The sequence below is a fragment of the Pontibacter sp. MBLB2868 genome (assembly GCF_051904785.1).
In the GTDB taxonomy this organism is placed as follows: domain Bacteria; phylum Bacteroidota; class Bacteroidia; order Cytophagales; family Hymenobacteraceae; genus Pontibacter.
Window position 1 is genome coordinate 306,443 of sequence record NZ_CP196710.1, and the last position, 17,683, is coordinate 324,125.

General features: G+C 45.7%; 14 protein-coding genes. 10 read left to right on the forward strand and 4 right to left on the reverse strand.

From position 1 onward, the window contains the following. Positions 1 to 21: 21 nt before the first annotated feature. A complete protein-coding gene (locus tag ACSX1A_RS01355; RefSeq protein ID WP_439881808.1) occupies positions 22 to 2,103 on the reverse strand; it encodes a VWA domain-containing protein in 2,082 nt (693 codons plus the stop codon). Between the two features lie 212 nt (positions 2,104 to 2,315). Further along, the gene (fabG, locus tag ACSX1A_RS01360) at positions 2,316 to 3,062 is read right to left on the reverse strand and encodes a 3-oxoacyl-[acyl-carrier-protein] reductase (protein WP_439881809.1); all 747 of its coding nucleotides are present in this window, start codon (positions 3,060 to 3,062) and stop codon (positions 2,316 to 2,318) included. A gap of 247 nt (positions 3,063 to 3,309) precedes the next feature. On the opposite strand from fabG, the gene ACSX1A_RS01365 reads away from it, so the two are divergent. Further along, positions 3,310 to 4,668 carry a peptidoglycan DD-metalloendopeptidase family protein gene (locus ACSX1A_RS01365; RefSeq protein WP_439881810.1) on the forward strand — a complete coding sequence of 453 codons (1,359 nt, stop codon included), beginning with the start codon at positions 3,310 to 3,312 and terminating at the stop codon, positions 4,666 to 4,668. A gap of 118 nt (positions 4,669 to 4,786) precedes the next feature. Here ACSX1A_RS01365 and ACSX1A_RS01370 read toward each other — a convergent pair whose 3' ends face one another. Then, positions 4,787 to 5,395 (reverse strand): tetratricopeptide repeat protein, encoded by a 609-nt coding sequence (locus ACSX1A_RS01370; protein WP_439881811.1) that lies wholly within the window; start codon positions 5,393 to 5,395, stop codon positions 4,787 to 4,789. Positions 5,396 to 5,599: 204 nt separating this feature from the next. Here ACSX1A_RS01370 and lpdA point away from each other — a divergent pair, with 204 nt between their 5' ends. From lpdA to ACSX1A_RS01415, 9 genes are all read left to right on the forward strand, one after another. Next, positions 5,600 to 6,994, forward strand: coding sequence for a dihydrolipoyl dehydrogenase (gene lpdA / locus ACSX1A_RS01375; protein ID WP_439881812.1), 1,395 nt, complete (start codon positions 5,600 to 5,602; stop codon positions 6,992 to 6,994). A 164-nt stretch (positions 6,995 to 7,158) separates the two neighbouring features. Continuing rightward, positions 7,159 to 7,917, forward strand: a complete 759-nt coding sequence (locus tag ACSX1A_RS01380; RefSeq protein WP_439881813.1) for a DUF3108 domain-containing protein — start codon at positions 7,159 to 7,161, stop codon at positions 7,915 to 7,917. Between the two features lie 359 nt (positions 7,918 to 8,276). Further along, complete coding sequence (locus ACSX1A_RS01385; RefSeq protein ID WP_439881814.1) at positions 8,277 to 9,389, forward strand: fatty acid desaturase family protein; 1,113 nt, start codon at positions 8,277 to 8,279, stop codon at positions 9,387 to 9,389. A 294-nt stretch (positions 9,390 to 9,683) separates the two neighbouring features. Then, positions 9,684 to 11,048, forward strand: coding sequence for a DEAD/DEAH box helicase (locus ACSX1A_RS01390; RefSeq protein ID WP_439881815.1), 1,365 nt, complete (start codon positions 9,684 to 9,686; stop codon positions 11,046 to 11,048). A 248-nt stretch (positions 11,049 to 11,296) separates the two neighbouring features. Beyond that, a complete protein-coding gene (locus ACSX1A_RS01395; RefSeq protein ID WP_439881816.1) occupies positions 11,297 to 11,818 on the forward strand; it encodes a GNAT family N-acetyltransferase in 522 nt (173 codons plus the stop codon). Positions 11,819 to 12,014: 196 nt separating this feature from the next. After that, positions 12,015 to 13,223, forward strand: a complete 1,209-nt coding sequence (locus tag ACSX1A_RS01400) for a multidrug effflux MFS transporter (RefSeq protein ID WP_439881817.1) — start codon at positions 12,015 to 12,017, stop codon at positions 13,221 to 13,223. Between the two features lie 63 nt (positions 13,224 to 13,286). After that, the gene (locus ACSX1A_RS01405) at positions 13,287 to 14,267 is read left to right on the forward strand and encodes a YpdA family putative bacillithiol disulfide reductase (RefSeq protein WP_439881818.1); all 981 of its coding nucleotides are present in this window, start codon (positions 13,287 to 13,289) and stop codon (positions 14,265 to 14,267) included. 308 nt (positions 14,268 to 14,575) lie between these two features. After that, positions 14,576 to 15,385, forward strand: a complete 810-nt coding sequence (locus ACSX1A_RS01410; RefSeq protein WP_439881819.1) for a multicopper oxidase domain-containing protein — start codon at positions 14,576 to 14,578, stop codon at positions 15,383 to 15,385. Positions 15,386 to 15,409: 24 nt separating this feature from the next. Next, positions 15,410 to 16,714: a multicopper oxidase domain-containing protein gene (locus tag ACSX1A_RS01415; protein ID WP_439881820.1), complete on the forward strand. Its 1,305-nt coding sequence runs from the start codon at positions 15,410 to 15,412 to the stop codon at positions 16,712 to 16,714. 50 nt (positions 16,715 to 16,764) lie between these two features. Here ACSX1A_RS01415 and ACSX1A_RS01420 read toward each other — a convergent pair whose 3' ends face one another. Next, positions 16,765 to 17,682, reverse strand: coding sequence for a DMT family transporter (locus tag ACSX1A_RS01420; protein ID WP_439881821.1), 918 nt, complete (start codon positions 17,680 to 17,682; stop codon positions 16,765 to 16,767). Position 17,683: the final 1 nt, after the last annotated feature.

Genomic DNA, 17,683 nt, shown 5'->3' on the forward strand with positions numbered 1-17,683 from the left:
AAGCCAAAAGTATGCATTCCCTTAATAACTGCCATTATACTTCCGGATGAACCACTCGATACAGATCAGCCCCAATAGCAGGAAAAAGAGCCATTTCATGTCTACAATATCCTTCAGTTCTTCGGTACTGTAGATCTTTGCCTTGTGGTTATTGGTTAAAATATCCTGCTGCAGTTGCTGAAGCTGGTTCGGATAATAAAGTTTAGAACCTGTGTTGCTCGCTACCTGAAACAGCAGGTTGTGGTCGGCTACAGCGTTAAGCGCTTCCAATTGCAGGTCTTCAACTATAAATTCGCCTTTATCCTGTTGCGCTACCCCATTGATACGTGCGGAGGCTGAGTAGGTATAACGCCCCCCTTTCAGGGCTCCAATGTTCACACCTGTCTGGTTCTCACCGTTCACAAAGTTAAAAGTCCTCGGGTCACCCTGTTCATCAGTTATTGTTAGCGTGATATTTTGTCCGTAGATCGGCTCCAGCGCCTCGTTGTAGCCCTCAGCATTGAAAAGGATCTCGTCGGCACTGGTATACTCTGTCTGAACGGGGTACACGCTCAAGCGCTTTTTATTGCGCGGAGCGCTCAGGAGTTGTATCAGGTTTGTAATGAGTTTGTCGTAAACAACCGGCTCAGCGTTATCCGCTTTCTCTGAGAGGCGCCACTGCCAAATACCTGAGGCCAGCAAGGTAGCGTTTCGTTGGTTGCCAGTGGACTGTACTGCGAGCATCGGTTTATTTGTTTTTACTCTGCCCACTTGCTGGTATAATACCACTTCGGTATTCGGGCTGATGCGCACATCTCCGTAGGGAACCCTGGCCGGCGGGTACTGCTGCAACCGTTCCGAAGCTGCATCAGGCAACCGGAAGGTGGTAAAATTGGTATTGGCCACAGGTGTAACTTCGTCTACCTGGCCACTACTGTTAATGTTAAGCCCCACATTCAGGCGGTTATAGTTGTTGAAGTCGCTCTGTGGGCCTAAAATATACAGTGCAGGAATATTCTTTTTCCGAACCAGTTCCATCACCGCCTCACTGCCAGGTATGCGACCCGGTAACTGGTGCAGCACAGCTACATCATAATCCTGTTGCTTCAGCTGGGTAAGGCCGGGTATGTAGAGTACGGTTTTATAATTCTCGTTCGTCTCGATAGCGGCGCGGATAGAGCGGATATCCGGATGTGGGGCAGCGGCGGCTACTAAAACCTTTATTTTACCTTTCACCACATCTATGTAGGCATGTTTGGTATTGTTCAGGGTGGTGAACTCCTCCTGCAGGGGTTGTACCTCAACCACGTAGTGCCTTTTGCCTAGTCCGCTGGCCATTACCTGAAAAGGCACCTGTTGCACGGGTTTATTTGCCTGCAGCGTAACTGTTTTGCTGGCAATGGTTTTTCCGTTTTCCTGCAAAATTACTGTAGCCGTACGTCCTCCGAAACCTTCCTGCTGCAGTTCAACCTCTAGCGGGAAACGGTTTCCGCTGTAGTTAACTTTGTTATACCTAAGAGAGGCGACAAGTACATCTTTTTTAGGAATAGTGTCGCCCAGGGCGATAGGATAGATCGGAAAACTATAGTTGGCATATGTAGGGGAGGTGCCCTGGTTTACAATACCGTCAGACACCAGCACTACCCCCGCCAGGTTCTGTTCAGCGTACTCGTTCTGAACATCGGAGAGCAGCTGACCCAGGTTGGTGGTGTTGGATGTGAATTTCACGTTTGTAAGTCCCTGAGGTGTGGCATCGGGTTCCAGTGTTTTTACCTCCGTTTTATAACCTTGCTCTTTTAGTTCGGATAGCATACGCTGCAGCCCCTGGGTAGTCTGTTGCAGTTGTGCCGAATCAGAGAAGAGAGGCACAGACTGCGAGTTATCCAGCGCGAATACGATAGTGGGCGCGATGGTTGAATTTGCAACATACCTGACTAATGGCCCCAGCAACAAAAAGCAGAGGGTACTAACCACCAGAAAGCGCAAAGCTGCCAGCGCATAATTTATACTTTTCGGCCAGGGTGCGCGCTTACTATAAAGCAACCAGGCATAGAGCAATCCAACTGCCAGACAGGCCAGGATAAACCAGGGAGAAAGAGTCGTTATGAGCCGGAATGAAGACAATGTTGCAGGTACAGGGTTTAAGGTTAGGCAATCAAAAAGCTACTAATTAATTCAAGCCTTTCTCAGGTGTTAGCCAAAGGATCTGGCTTTGAAAGCTAATTTAAAACAAAAAGACCAATGCTACTAACGTAAACGTAACAGCATTGGTCTTTATTTAAGACTTACGAAGAATTAAATAATTAATAATCCGTAAGAATTAAGTCATAATATTTCTAGGTAAGCATACCGCCGTCTACCTGCAGTGTCTGCCCGGTAATATAAGCAGATTCGTCAGATGCCAGGAAAACAGCAGCTTTAGCCACATCTTCCGGAGAACCTCCACGTCGCAACGGAATTGCTTTGCGCCACTCTTCAACAACTTTCTGATCCAGTTCATCAGTCATCTCAGTTTCGATAAAACCTGGTGCAATGGCATTGCTACGGATATTACGTGAGCCAAGCTCCAGCGCTACCGACTTAGTAAAACCGATGATACCAGCCTTAGATGCGGCGTAGTTTGCCTGCCCTGCGTTGCCCTTGATACCTACCACCGACGTAATGTTGATGATAGAACCATACTTGGCCCGCATCATATGCTTGGTAGCAGACTTAGTCACGTTAAAAACCGACTTCAGGTTAGTATTGATCACGGCGTCCCACTGCTCCTCGTTCATGCGCATCAGCAAACCGTCGCGGGTAATACCGGCATTATTTACAACGATGTCGATCTTACCGAATTCTTTTACAACATCCTCAACTAATTGCTCAGCCTGTGCGGTATTTGAGGCATCAGAGCGGTAGCCCTTGGCTTTGCCGCCTTTGGCAGATAGCTCCTGCTCCAACTGCTGTCCTTTTTCAACGCTTGAAAGGTAGGTAAACGCTACCTCTGCACCAGCCTCCACAAACTTCTCTGCGATGGCGCGGCCTATTCCTTTGGATGCTCCGGTTACCAGAGCTACTTTTCCTTCTAATGCTTTCATAGAGGCCAAAGTTATAAAAAGAAATGTTTATTGTGAAAGTGCATTCATTTAGTAGTTGTTGGGAGTGCAAAAAATGCTGGTTAGAAGCTGCTTACAAAAAGTATAGTAAAGCTATTCTATAAAGTAGGGGAAGGGTAGTTAATGCTGGAATACTATATTGCGTTTTGGTAAATGTATTGTAACATATTTATAATCTGATTATTGTGTTTTAAAAGGTTTTTATTTCTAATGGTTAAAGCATATTTTCGTGTCAATTTTCCAACCAAAGGTATTTTTTGTGATGTTCAAACGCAGTAAAGGACTTGCCATCCTCATCGCTTTGTCGCTTCTTATTTGTATTACAGCGGCGCAAACCCTCAACTTTAATACAAGCAGGATGTCAGACCTGCAAAAACCAGCTAAACCTCACCCCGCACCTGAAAAGGTAGAGAAGCAGCCAGCTCCTATAGTCTACGGTATCGCTACCGATACAATGGAGATAGTGGAAGGAAAAGTAGCCAGAGGTGAGAACCTTTCAGAGATACTTTCTAAGTATAACATTACCCCCACACAGGTTTTTAACCTGGCCCGTAAGGCAAAGAAAATCTATAATGTTCGACGTATAGCAGCCAACAGGAATTACATTTTACTTCACTCCCTGGATTCAGCACAAACTGCACGTTACTTTATTTATGAGCCCAATAAGATTGAGTATGTTATTTACGACCTGCGCGACAGCCTGGCTGTAACACATGTAAAGCGTGAAATTGAAATTCATGAGCGTGTTTTGGCAGGAGAGATCAAAAGCTCCCTTTTTGAATCGTTGGTAGAGGCAGGAGGATCTCCGCAGCTGGTAAACAAGTTTGCCGATATTTATGCCTGGCGGCTGAACCTGAACCGCATCCAGCCCGGCGATAAGTTCAAGCTGATCTATGATGAGAAAGTAGTGAACGGAGAGACAATAGGGTTTGGAGATTTAAAGTCAGCCGTTTTTGAGCATGAAGGCAAATCAATTTATGCCATTGGATATGATCAGGGCAATGGAGTAGATTATTTTGATGAGAAAGGACAGAGCCTCCGTACCGCTTTTCTGAAAGAGCCACTGGAGTATACCCGTATTAGCTCCCGCTTTACCAAACGCCGTTTCCATCCAGTGCAAAAGCGTTACAAAGCTCATTTAGGAACAGACTTCGCAGCTCCCCGTGGCACCCCTATCCGTACTGTTGGCGATGGTATAGTACTGGATGCACGTTATACCAGGGGTAACGGATACTTTGTGAAGATCAAACACAACAAGACCTACACCACCCAATACCTGCACATGTCTAAATTTGCAAGAGGCATCAGAAAAGGTGCTCATGTAAAGCAAGGGCAAACCATTGGCTATGTTGGCAGCACTGGCCTTGCCACTGGTCCGCATCTTTGCTACCGCTTCTGGAAAAACGGTAGGCAAGTAGATGCCCTGCGGGTAAAACTACCGAACGGCAACCCGGTACGCAGAAAGAATATCAGCGAGTTCACGGCATTAAAAGAGGAAACGATCAAGCGTATGGAGTCAATTGATACCCACAGTGTAAAGCCTGAGTTGCTGGCGACGGGTGGAGCAAAACAGCCTAAAGACGCTTAACCAGTATCTTGGTAATAAAAACATAAAAGGCGCTTTACCAGCGCCTTTTATGTTTTAGTTCAGTGTTGAATCTGAATTTGGGATGAGCTTTCAGTCGGTTTTACCGCTACCACGGCTTCTACTTGCAGTATTTCTTCAGGTAAGGGTCAGCATCTTTAAGACCAAGTCCCTTCGCTTTGTTCCAGTCGCTGCAAGCGCCTTCTTTGTCACCGAGGTTAAACTTGGGGGCGCCACGGTTATAGTAGGCTTCCTTATACTTCGGGTTAAGAGTAATTGCTTTGGAGTAATCTGAAATGGCTCCGCTGTAATCTTTTAACCCGTAGCGCACAAGGCCCCGGTTTACATAGGCCTTGGCATCTTTAGGGGTAAGTTCGAGCCCTTTGTTATAATCCAGCAGTGAACTGCGGTAGTCTTTAAGGTTATACTTAGACATGCCCCGGCTAAAATATGCTTCAGCATATTTCGGGTCTAAGGCAATGGCTTTGGTAAAATCCTCGATGGCTGCGCGATAATCATGCAACCTGTCAAGGGAAATGCCTCGGTTGGTCAGGGTTACAACATGATCAGGTTCCTGCTTCAGTACCTCGTTGTAGTCTTTAATTGCTTCGGTATACTTACCTGCTTTAAATTTGTCGTTTCCGCTCAAAAAGTAATCCTTGGCAGGCTTTTGGGCCTGTACCGAAAGGGCAACCATTAAGAGTAGGAGTAGGGGTAAAAGTTTTGTCATGCAATACGGAATATAATTTTTTTATGGCTGTAAAGTTCAGCAGTTCAGGCCAACCCTAAAAGATATTTCTGGTTTTTATGTGGCTATAATAAAATCTTACCCGTACGTTCTTTGCTTTGTACTATAGGCAAGTAAGAAGCAAGCGGTTTTGCTAAGTTGGGATTATCGTTTAATTTTGCCCATCAACTTTAAGATAAAGAGACTATGGCATCAAAATACGATTTAGTAGTGCTTGGTAGCGGCCCAGGCGGTTATGTGGCGGCCATCCGCGCTTCGCAGCTGGGATTGAAAGTGGGTGTAATTGAGCGTGAGTCGCTTGGTGGCATCTGCCTGAACTGGGGCTGTATCCCTACCAAGGCATTGCTGAAGAGCGCAAATGTTTTTGAATATATTAACCATGCTTCTGACTACGGTATTAACGTAGGAGATGCATCTGTTGACTTTGACGCAGTTATCAAGCGCAGCCGTGGCGTTGCCGATGGTATGAGCAAAGGTATACAGTTCCTGTTCCGTAAGAACAAGATCGATGCTATTATGGGTACTGGTAAAGTAGTTGCCAAAGGAAAGATAGAGGTAACTGACAAAGACGGCAAGAAAGATACTGTTGAAGCTACGAACATCATCCTGGCTACTGGTGCCCGCTCCCGTGAGCTGCCTAACCTGCCGATCGATGGCAAGAAGATCATTGGTTACCGCCAGGCGATGGTGTTGGAAAAAATGCCTGAGTCTATGGTTGTAGTTGGTTCTGGTGCCATTGGTGTGGAGTTCGCATATTTCTACAATGCAATGGGTACGAAAGTGACCATCGTGGAGTACATGCCGAACATCGTGCCGGTTGAGGACGAAGAGGTATCACGCCAATTAGCTAAGTCATTCAAAAAAGCTGGCATCAACATCATGACAGATTCTTCTGTGGAGGCTGTTGATACAAGCGGTGCTATCTGCAAAGTGAAAGTGAAAACTGCCAAAGGCGAGGAGACACTTGAAGCGGAAGTAGTTCTTTCTGCTGTAGGCATCCAGACAAATCTTGAGAACATTGGTATCGAAGAGTTAGGTATCAAGGTAGAGAAAGGCCGTTTAGTAGTAGACGAGTTTTACAAGACTAATGTGGATGGCATCTATGCGATCGGTGACATTGTTCCTGGTCCTGCATTGGCACACGTTGCTTCTGCGGAGGGTATCATCTGTGTTGAAAAAATAGCAGGTCACAATCCTGAGCCATTGAACTATGGTAACATACCTGGCTGTACGTATTGCTCTCCTGAGATTGCTTCGGTAGGCTTAACAGAGAAAGCTGCCCGCGAACAAGGCCTGGACATAAAAGTAGGTAAATTCCCATTCTCAGCTTCTGGTAAGGCAAGTGCCGCTGGTGCAAAGGATGGTTTTATCAAAGTTATCTTTGATGCCAAGTATGGCGAGTTCCTGGGCGCGCACATGATCGGTGCCAATGTAACAGAAATGATTGCAGAGGTAGTTGTAGCCCGTAAACTGGAAACAACCGGCCACGAGATCATCAAATCGGTACACCCGCACCCAACCATGAGCGAAGCCATTATGGAGGCAGCAGCAGCTGCTTACGATGAAGTGATTCACTTGTAATTAATCCGGCTCTTCGGAGCATCGGGCAAGTATAACGAGGGGTTGGTCGAATATTCGGCCAACCCCTTCTGTTTTATAGCAATAGATTGCCTGATTATGCCTTTCTTTGTGTTTAAACAATGACTTTTAGTCATTATCTACAAACCATACAACCCTATAAAACTATGAAAAGGAGTATTTTACTACTCATGTGCCTCTTTGTGTACACACTTTCCAATGCGCAGGTAGACACTGTGCATATCGCTGCAAAAGACCTGAAAATTAAGCAGGTAAAACCCGGCACACGTCAATACCTGGTTACTATTCAGATGCCGGATGCACCTACGGTTTTACGTCAGTCACTTTGGAACCGCAACGTAAGCTTTGAAAATTACCAGGGCAAAGAGCGGATGGTTGTTCGGCAAAGTTGGATTGGCCCGGACACATTGTCTAATAGAAGTGTGTTTACGATATGCGAAAAGGATTTCACCCCAATTTTCCATACCAGTACCTCGTTTCGTGGAACAGCTGCCTTTAACTTCGAGAAAGACAGCGTTGTGGGGGCAGATTCAGTAAAAAATAACGGATTCAAAGGTTTTGCCATTGCAGCACCTCAACCCACTTTCGATTGGGAGCTGGATCTGGAGTTTTTTGAAAGCCTGCCACTTAAAGCCAACACTGTTTACCTGATCAACTTTTATCATCCAGGCAGCAAAGCAGGTCCCCAGGATTATCAATACAAAGTAACGGGATCAGAGAAGCTGGCAACCGTAAACAATACACAAACCGATTGCTGGATGCTCCGCATCAACTACAGTGAAACCAATTATGCTGTTTTCTGGATCAGTAAGAAGTCGCATGAGGTTCTGAAGATGGAAGAGTTGTTCAATGGTGTAAAACGGAACAAGATAAAACTCAGCACAGTGGTTGGGAATTACATTTAATTAGTACTTTAAGTTATAAATAAATAGCACCAACAGCCGCGGGAAGAGTCTGGTCTAATGCTCTCCCTGCGGCTGTTGGTGCTTTACTGCCTGAATTGCAACTTGCTGAATGGTACACATTTCGGGATAACTTGTCGGCGATAACTACTTATTTATCGTAATTAATACTTAAATTGTAAGCTTAAATGGCTGATACCTTACCTTTTCTTAGGTTAAGCAAGTTGTTGAGGAGCCATTTTGCAGTAAATTTTAGCACGACTGATAGAATTAGTTCAGGAGTTTAATACGGATACGGACGCTCACTTTTAAGTTTGCGCTTCTGATTAAGTGCATCAGTTATTATAGCAAGCAGCACCCATATGAAGTTACAAAGTAAAGTGAAGTTCGTTTCGAAGGACAGAAACCTCTTCTTCGCTACCTTACGCAAGCGTGTCGACGCTTATTTTGCAGAGAATAACATCTCCAAAAATGCGAATACAGAAATGGTGCTTAAGAGTGTGGTACTGATCGCTTGTTATGTGCTTCCATTTGTATACCTGCTATCCTTTCAGCCTACTTTCCCGCTTAGCCTTCTTTTATGGTTTATAATGGGAACAGGTGTGGCAGGTATAGGCATGAGCGTGATGCACGATGCTAATCACGGGGCATATTCTAAAAATAAAACGGTTAATTTTCTGATGGGCCATACCCTGAACCTGGTGGGTGGCTCTGCTTTTAACTGGAAACTGCAGCACAATATCCTGCATCATACTTACACCAATGTAGTAGAGATGGATGAGGACATTCAGGACAGGCTGGTGTTGCGCTTTTCGCCACACACCAAGGTGAAATTCTACCATAAGCTACAGTGGTTATATGCTTTTGTTTTTTATGGCTTACTGACTTTGTACTGGGTAATTGCGAAAGATTTTGTGCAGTATTTCCTTTTCATCAAAAATGGAGTAAACAATAATTCTGATGTAGAAAACCGGAAAATGCTGTTGAAAGTGATCGTAATGAAAGTGTTGTATTTCTTTGGGGTACTAGTGGTGCCGACACTGTTCTTTCACATCCCTTTTACAGAGGTGTTACTTGGTTTTCTGTTGATGCACTTTGTAGCGGGCATCATACTTACCGTTGTGTTTCAGCTGGCTCATACCGTAGAGGGCACTACCCATCCAAGACCAGATGCGAACGGTACCATTGAAAATGACTGGGCGATACACCAGATGAACACCACCGTTAATTTCTCCCGCGATAATAAATTTATTAACTGGTATGTAGGTGGGCTTAATTACCAGATCGAACATCACCTGTTTCCGCGTGTTTGCCATGTACATTACCCTGCCATTTCACATATTGTGAAAGAAACAGCCGAGGAGTATGGGATACCTTACATGGAAAACGAAACCTTCTGGCAGGCATTACGTTCTCACATCGCCACACTGCGCCGCTTTGGCAAATTGCCAGGTATAAACGAGGCAATTGCCTAAGAGTTTTTGAGCTGAGTAGGTTCCTGCTATCGTTGCTTCAGGTGCTGCTGAACCAACTGCTTCCAAATTAAAAATAGGAACTCACCATACTTACTTCTACCTTTGTGGCATTATTATTCCCGCTTAAAAGCATAAAAGAACCTTTGTTCATAATAAAGGGTTAAGAGGGGAAAGGATGAGCAAGAGCACACATGGTGCTGTACTTTCAGTTGAAAGCGCTTGTTCATCATAGCTTAAGTTGAGCCTGCGACAAATTAGATGTACGGCCAGCCTTTCATACTGTAAGATCAATTAATGACATTCGAGAATTTAAATCTGATAGAGCCAATCCTAAAAGCTCTCAAAACAGAAGGATATACAACACCAACTCCAATCCAGGCACAAGCAATCCCTTACGTACTGCAGCAACGCGACATCTTAGGATGCGCTCAGACAGGTACCGGAAAAACAGCAGCTTTCTCAATTCCAATTCTGCAATTGTTGCATCAGCAGCAATCAGAAGGTGGCCAGCGTAAGATCAAAGCGTTGGTGCTTACACCAACCCGCGAACTTGCAATTCAGATCGGCGATAGCCTGAAAGCTTATGGCAAGAACACAGGCCTGAAGTACACTGTAATTTTTGGTGGTGTGCCGCAGCGTCCGCAAACAGATGCGCTTAGAGCAGGTGTAGATATATTGGTTGCCACGCCAGGTCGTTTACTCGATCTGATGGCCCAGAAATACGTTCACTTGCAGCACATCCAGATGTTTGTGCTTGATGAGGCAGACCGTATGCTGGACATGGGATTTGTGCACGACGTGAAAAAGGTGCTGAAAGTATTGCCTGAGAAAAAACAATCGCTGTTCTTCTCAGCAACTATGGCACCGGAAATCATGAAACTGGCGGATACCATACTTGTAAATCCGGCGAAAGTGGAGGTAACTCCGGTTTCATCTACTGCCAACACAATCAAGCAGGCAGTATACTATGTTAAGAAATCTGATAAGAAGAATCTTTTGATCCACCTTTTAAAAGATGGTGAGATTGACCGTGCACTTGTATTTACACGCACCAAACATGGTGCTGACCGTGTCGCCCGCGACATGACAAAAGCTGGTGTACAGGCAGAGGCCATACACGGCAACAAATCGCAGAATGCAAGGGTACGTGCCCTGGATAACTTTAAGAAGAGCCAGACCCGCGTATTAGTAGCAACTGATATTGCAGCCCGTGGTATTGATGTGGACGATCTGAGCCATGTGATCAACTATGAGCTGCCGAACGAGCCAGAAACTTACGTTCACCGCATTGGCCGTACTGGCCGTGCCGGAGCAAGCGGAGTGGCGCTGTCGTTTTGCGATGCCGAAGAAACAGCTTACCTGGTAGGTATTCAGAAGCTTATCTCAAAGTCAGTACCGGTGATAGATAATCACCCGTACCCGATGACAGCCAAAGACTTTGCAGAAGCAGCCAGCACCGTTGCGCAGAAGAAGCGTAGCGGCGGCAATGGTGGCAGAAGCCGCTGGGGCAACAAACCAGCCGGCAGTGCTACTACCGGTGGCGCAGGAGCAACAAGACCAGCTGGCGGCCCCCGTAACGGAGGCGGTAACAGCAGCCAGGGCAATAGAAGCACCAGCAACAGAAGCTGGGGAAATAAGTCCAGAACGAGTAACGTTTAAGTTACCGTAAGTTACTATAGAAAAGCTCCTGCTGATGAAATTCGGCAGGAGCTTTTTCATTTAGAGTCTAATCCAGACCTCACTGCGTCTCTCAGTCCTGTGAGTGTCTTATGTGCTACAAGGCAAAAGCTACTGGCACAGACACTCACAGGTTTGTTAAACACTGAGAGGTCTTTTTGAGATGGGTGATTGCGTTAGTTACGCTGCTTTTATTTCAGTAAATTTACAGTGTCAATTACAACCAGCCTATGCCTACTCTCCAAATTACGCCCTGCACCGCCAAAGACCTCTATACTTTACAGGATATAGCCCTTAATTCTTACGGGGATCATTACCTGTACCTGTGGCACGATGGCGGCATGTGGTACATCGACAAATGCTTTAGCGATGCTGCCCTGAAAAAAGAACTGGAAGACCCGAATGCAGCCCTTTTTCTGGTGTATGCAGACGATGAACTGGTAGGTTTCCTGAAGTTTAATATTGACAAGGGGTTTGAAGCGTATTCAGAAAAGGAGGCGCTGGAGCTTGAGCGGATCTACCTGCTAAAGCGTGCCTCGGGCAAGGGCATCGGAAAAGCGCTGGTTGATTTTACGAAACAATTTGCCCGTGAAAGGAATAAGAAAGTAATCTGGCTAAAAGCAATGGACAGTAGCAAGTCCGTTGATTTTTACGAGCAGAACGGCTTTGAAAAGTGTGGCACCCATACCTTAGATTTTGAGGCAATGAAAGAAGAATATAGAGGAATGTACGTAATGAAGTTGGAGCTATAAGCAGCAGCACCAGAAACAAAGCAACACCGTAAACTGTTATTCAACCTGGTCCATTTTCCCTTCGGAAGAAGATGTGATTTTTGAAGGTGGAATTACATAAACGATATTAAAGTTTACGAACTACATGGAGGCAGACCTGGAAACTTCTTCTGGTCTGCTTTTTAATTTTTGAATGCCTTGAGGGGCTATAGGTAAAATGAGTAAGAAACAACAAAACCAGATCATACTTATTCTTGGTGCGCTGGCCGCTTTGGGGCCTTTTGCCATTGATATGTACCTGCCCGGTTTCCCGGCTATTACCAAAGACCTGAACACTGATATTTCTCATGTGGCGCTTTCCCTTACCAGTTACTTTATTGGTATATCGGTAGGGCAGCTTATCTATGGGCCGCTGGTTGACAGGTTTGGCCGTAAAAAGCCTCTGATAATTGGTCTGATCATCTTCGTGACAGCCTCCATTGGTTGCGCCATGGCCCCGACCGTTGAGTGGCTGATCGGGCTTCGCCTGCTACTGGCTTTAGGTGGTTGTGCAGGTATGGTGGCTAGCAGGGCCGTGGTGCGCGATGTATTTCCGGTAAGTGAAATACCTCGTGTATTCTCTATGCTGATGCTGGTGATGGGCGTAGCACCGATCATTGCTCCTACGTTGGGTGGTTTTGTAACAGCAAATCTAGGGTGGCGGTATATCTTCATTTTGCTTTCCGGTATTGGTCTTGCAGTTCTGTTGCTCGTTAGTTTTCGGTTACCTGAGAGTAGGGGAGCTGATAAAACGCTCTCATTAAAACCGAAGCGCGTGATCGGGGATTTTATTAGTGTATTGAAGAACCCGGCATTCCTGACCTATGCCCTTGCGGCCAGCACGGCACAGGCAGGCTTATTTGCATACATTACTGGCTCTCCCTTTGTGTTTATGGAGAAGTTCGGATTGTCTGAAACCCATTATGGCTGGGCCTTTGGTCTAAACGCCTTTGGGTTTATAGCAGGTAGCCAGGTAAATAACTTAGCCATGAAGCGCAGAACATCAGCACAGATCACCCTCAGAGCAGGCATTGTTCAGTTCGTCGCCGGTGTTTTGCTGCTTACCGGCAACTACTTCGGATTTATTGGTGCTACAGGCTCCCTGATGCTGATTTTTTGCTATTTGTTTTCCTTAGGGTTTATCAGCCCTAATGCATCTGCATTGGCTTTGGCACCGTTTGCTCGTAATGCAGGTAGTGCTTCTGCCCTAATGGGTAGTGCCCAGATGGCTATGGGGGCTGTTGCATCTGCTTTGGTGAGTACATTTCACAACGGCACTTCCTTACCCATGACTAGTGTGATGGCCAGTGCTACAGTGGTCAGCCTGACACTTTTATTAGGTTTCAGGAAGTACTCTAACAGAGCCCTCGCAACATCTCCGGCGTAATTATTTTATAGGCGAACCTATACTTCAATTAAGGTTTGCCTGCTGTATTTAAAGTTTAGGAATTTGGAAAATATTATAGATATCATAATTGTAGGTGGCGGCCCTATTGGGTTAGCGTGTGGCATAGAAGCCAGGAATGCAGGTCTAAGTCACCTCATCCTGGAGAAGGGGTGCATTGTGAACTCACTGTTCAACTACCCGCTGCACATGACCTTTTTCTCCACCTCTGACAGGTTGGAGATTGGGGGTTATCCATTTCCATCCATCCACCCGAAGCCTAACCGTATGGAGGCACTGGAGTACTATCGGAGGGTGGCAGATGTTAGTGATATCAATATCAGGTTATTTGAGGAGGTACGTAATATAGAGCCGGCCGATAAAGACGTGTATACCATAAACACCAGCAAAGGCCAGTATCATGCCCGGCACGTGGTAATCGCGACAGGCTTTTACGACATACCAAACCTGCTCGGTATTCCAGGGGAGGAACTGCCAAAGGTAAAACACTATTATTATGACCCACACTTTTTCTATAAGCAAAAACTGGTAGTGGTAGGGGCAAATAACTCGGCAGCCGATGTTGCCCTGGAGACTTGGAGAAGAGGGGCGGAGGTAACTATGGTTGTCCGGCAGGCAGAGCTGCAAAGTATAAAATACTGGGTGAAACCAGATCTGCAGAACCGGATTGACGAGGGATCTATAAAAGCTTATTTCAGTTCTACGTTAGCTGCTGTCAGAGAAAATGAAGTAGATATTCAGACTCCGGAAGGAAATGTTACCATCGCCAATGATTATGTAATGGCCATGACTGGCTACAAGCCTAACTTTAGCTTTCTGCAGAACATAGGAATCCGGTTATCAGACGATGAGCACAAACATCCGGCATATAACCCTGAGACAATGGAAACGAACATGCCACACATGTACCTGGCAGGCGTAGTATGTGGTGGCATGGATACAAGGGTATGGTTTATTGAAAACTCCCGGGAGCATGCTGTAAAAATTGTGAAGCACATCCTTGAAAAAGAACGCGTGGCAAGCTGATCTGTCATTACTGGAGTTAAAAAAGCTAGATTAAAATAAGAAAAGCACCTGCCTCAGGTGCTTTTCTTATTTTAATCGATTTAGTAGCAGATGGCCCTGCTACTCCGGTTCAGCCTTTGACTAAATTTATTTTACTATTCAAGCAATTTCTATAATAATATCTTTCTTGTTCTTCTGGAAATCGTAAAAAAAATGGGAGGCAATTAAATGTCAGGTCATTTACAGAAAATACAAACCAGCTTCTTTTGCCAGAGAGTTTTTATGGATTAGCGTGCTTTTTATTTTACACAATCTTTAAATATAGGCGTATGAAGCATATCCTACCTCAAACCAGCCCCCTTTGGTTTATAGTTGTAATTGTATTTCTATTTGCCGGGTTCCCGCTTCAGGGCCAGGAACTGCTCTCTTCTCATGAGGTTCCTAAATTTGTTAACCCACTTCCTATACCTTCAGAGATCGATGCCAGAGCAGGTGGTATATTTCATGTCACCATTACTCAGTTTGAGCAGGATCTAGGGCTTGGCTTACAGGATATGTACGGAAAGCCGGTTCGCACCACTGTCTGGGGATATAATGGACAATATCCGGGGCCAACTTTTTTAGCTAAGAAAGATGTACCGGTACAGGTATTTTGGCACAACTACTTAACAACTGGTGCAGAAGGTACAGGAAGTTTCCTGCCTCATTTACTGCCAGTGGATGGAAGTAACCATTGGGCGCTTGGGCAAGTAATCAAAAAAAATGGAGTTACCGATTGGGAGGCAACATATGGGGTGCCGATCGTAACTCACCTGCATGGGGGCCATACCGAATCGGAAAGCGATGGCTTACCTGAAGCATGGTATACACCCCGCTTTGAAGAAATTGGTGCAAACTTCAGAAAGGGAGATACTGCACCTTACTATTATCATAACGACCAGGAAGCGGCAACACTTTGGTACCATGACCACACTTTGGGAATTACACGCCTGAATGTATATGCAGGCTTGGCTGGATTCTACCTGCTTACAGATGAGAACGAACAGCGCCTGCGGGTAAATAATATATTACCTGCCACTGCCTATGATATAGAGGTGGTAATACAAGACCGTATGTTTACAAAAGACGGTCAGTTATAGTATCCTTCCGAACCAGATGGGGAAATGAACGGTGGAAATGGGGGCGTAGCGGAGAACGTTCCAAACCCAAGCATTTTGCCGGAGTTCTTCGGTAACATCATTCTTGTAAACGGGAAAGCGTGGCCTAAGCTAGATGTTGAGCCCAGGCAGTACCGCTTCCGGTTACTTAATGGCTCGGATTCCAGGTTTTATAATTTAACACTGACGGAAGGGGTGAAAATGTGGCAGATCGGTTCTGACAACGGCCTTCTGAAGGTGCCTGTTCTGCAGAAAAAGCTTCTTATAGCACCAGGTGAACGAAAAGATATAGTGATTGACTTTTCTACTTTGAAAGGTAAAACAATTATTGTCAGAAATGATGCAAACACACCTTATCCTAACGGAGATGATGTAGATGCCGGCGACGGGGCCTCTCTGATATTGGCTTTTGAGGTAAGTAAAGACTTAAACAAAGAGATTCCACTTTCAAGAGTGAATGGGCTGCTCACGCATGGCCGGATATATGGCGCTGATGTAAATCCACCGGCCGATATGAAGGTCAGAAAGCTTATTCTGTTTGAAGGAGTTGACGAATACGGAAGGCTACAACCAATGCTTGGTACCTTTGAGGCGGGTGCGCTTGACTGGGATGAAGAAATAACGGAGAATCCTGATCTGAATGCCACTGAAATGTGGGAGGTTTATAACCTGACGCCTGATGCCCACCCTGTACACTTGCACTTGGTACAGTTTCAGGTGCTGAATTCACAAAAGTTTGAGCCGGTTTATGCGAGTCAGGAGGACGAAGCGAAAGGCAAAGTTTCTGAAGTAAAGTGGTTGGGGCCGCCAATGCTTCCGGAGCGGGGGCAACAGGGAAAAAAAGACACTTATCCGGTTGCACCTGGTGAGGTTACTCGCCTGATCGCTACCTTCGACAGGCTTGGCCGTTATGTCTGGCACTGCCACATTCTATCGCACGAAGATCATGAAATGATGCGGCCATATTATGTTGGAGAATTACCGGGCGCTATGGTGGCACAACAGTCTCATGACCAGAAAAGTGACGAACCGGCAGGCGAGAATGCTTTTGACGGCGGCATGTACAGCGTTTTTCCTAACCCGTTCTCCACCTCAGCAACGCTACAATTTAAAGTGGAGCAGCCGGCTGCCGTAGCTGTTCGCCTGATCGACCTGAGCGGACGCATTGTAAGGGAGGTGCCTGTGCAGCAGCTGCATGCGGGACAGCACAAGCTTGAAATAAGTGCCTCAGATATGAAAACAGGCATGTACATCTGTGAAGTAGAAGTAAACCGTAAGCTCTATCGAAGCAGGTTGGTACTTGCCAGGTAAACTAAGGTATAAGCAAAACCTTTTACAGAATTGGCTTCTGGTTTATACTGCTATACTTCGACCTCTGCCTCCGTTTTGCTTAGCACATGCTGTTTTGTTCTGCTCACCAGGTAAACCCCTATAAAGATCATCAGGGCGTAAAGTGCTTTTTGTAAGTTAAACACATCACTTCCAAGGCCAACAGCTATAACGATGGCCATAACCGGTTGCAGGTAAATATAGGCTCCTACTAAAGATGGATTGGCAAAGCGTAGGGCCCAGGTATTAAGGAGGTAAGCCACAATGGTAACAGCAAACACCATGAAAAGTATAGCCAGCCAGATAGAAACCGGGAAGGCGCTGTAATCAGGCGTTTTCAGCTGATTGAAGCCGAACGGAACCACCAGCACTGCCCCAACCGTAAAAATACGGCTCACGATGGTAATGGCTTTATACCGCTGCATTAATGGCTTTACCAGTACCAGGTACATGCCAAAAGAAGTAGCATTGAGTATAATAAGTATATCACCCCAGATGTTGCCTGTTGCGCTCTCGCTGCGGGAACTGTAGATCAGAAGCAAGGCCCCGGTGCAGGCAATTAAAATACCGGATATTTTCCGCTTCCCGACACGCTCTTTCAAAAGTATGGCCGAGAAGATGAGCACCACTACCGGCACGATCACCATCAGCAGGGCAGCATTTATCGGTGCTGTTAAGTTGAGACCAGCAAAGAAGCAAAGCTGGTTTACTGCAATACCTGTGATGCCGCAAAGTATAACGCGCAGGTTGTCTGCCCGCCCCACAATCTTTTCTTTTGTTACCATCCTGGAAAGTATCCCGAAAAAAATGGCAGCAGAAACAACCCTGATCACGATCAATCCAAACGGGCCAACATAAGTTGGCATAACTTCTTTGGCTATACTGTAGTTACTTCCGTAGATCAGGGCTACCAGAAACAATGCCAGATGCACCTGCACTTGCTTACTCATG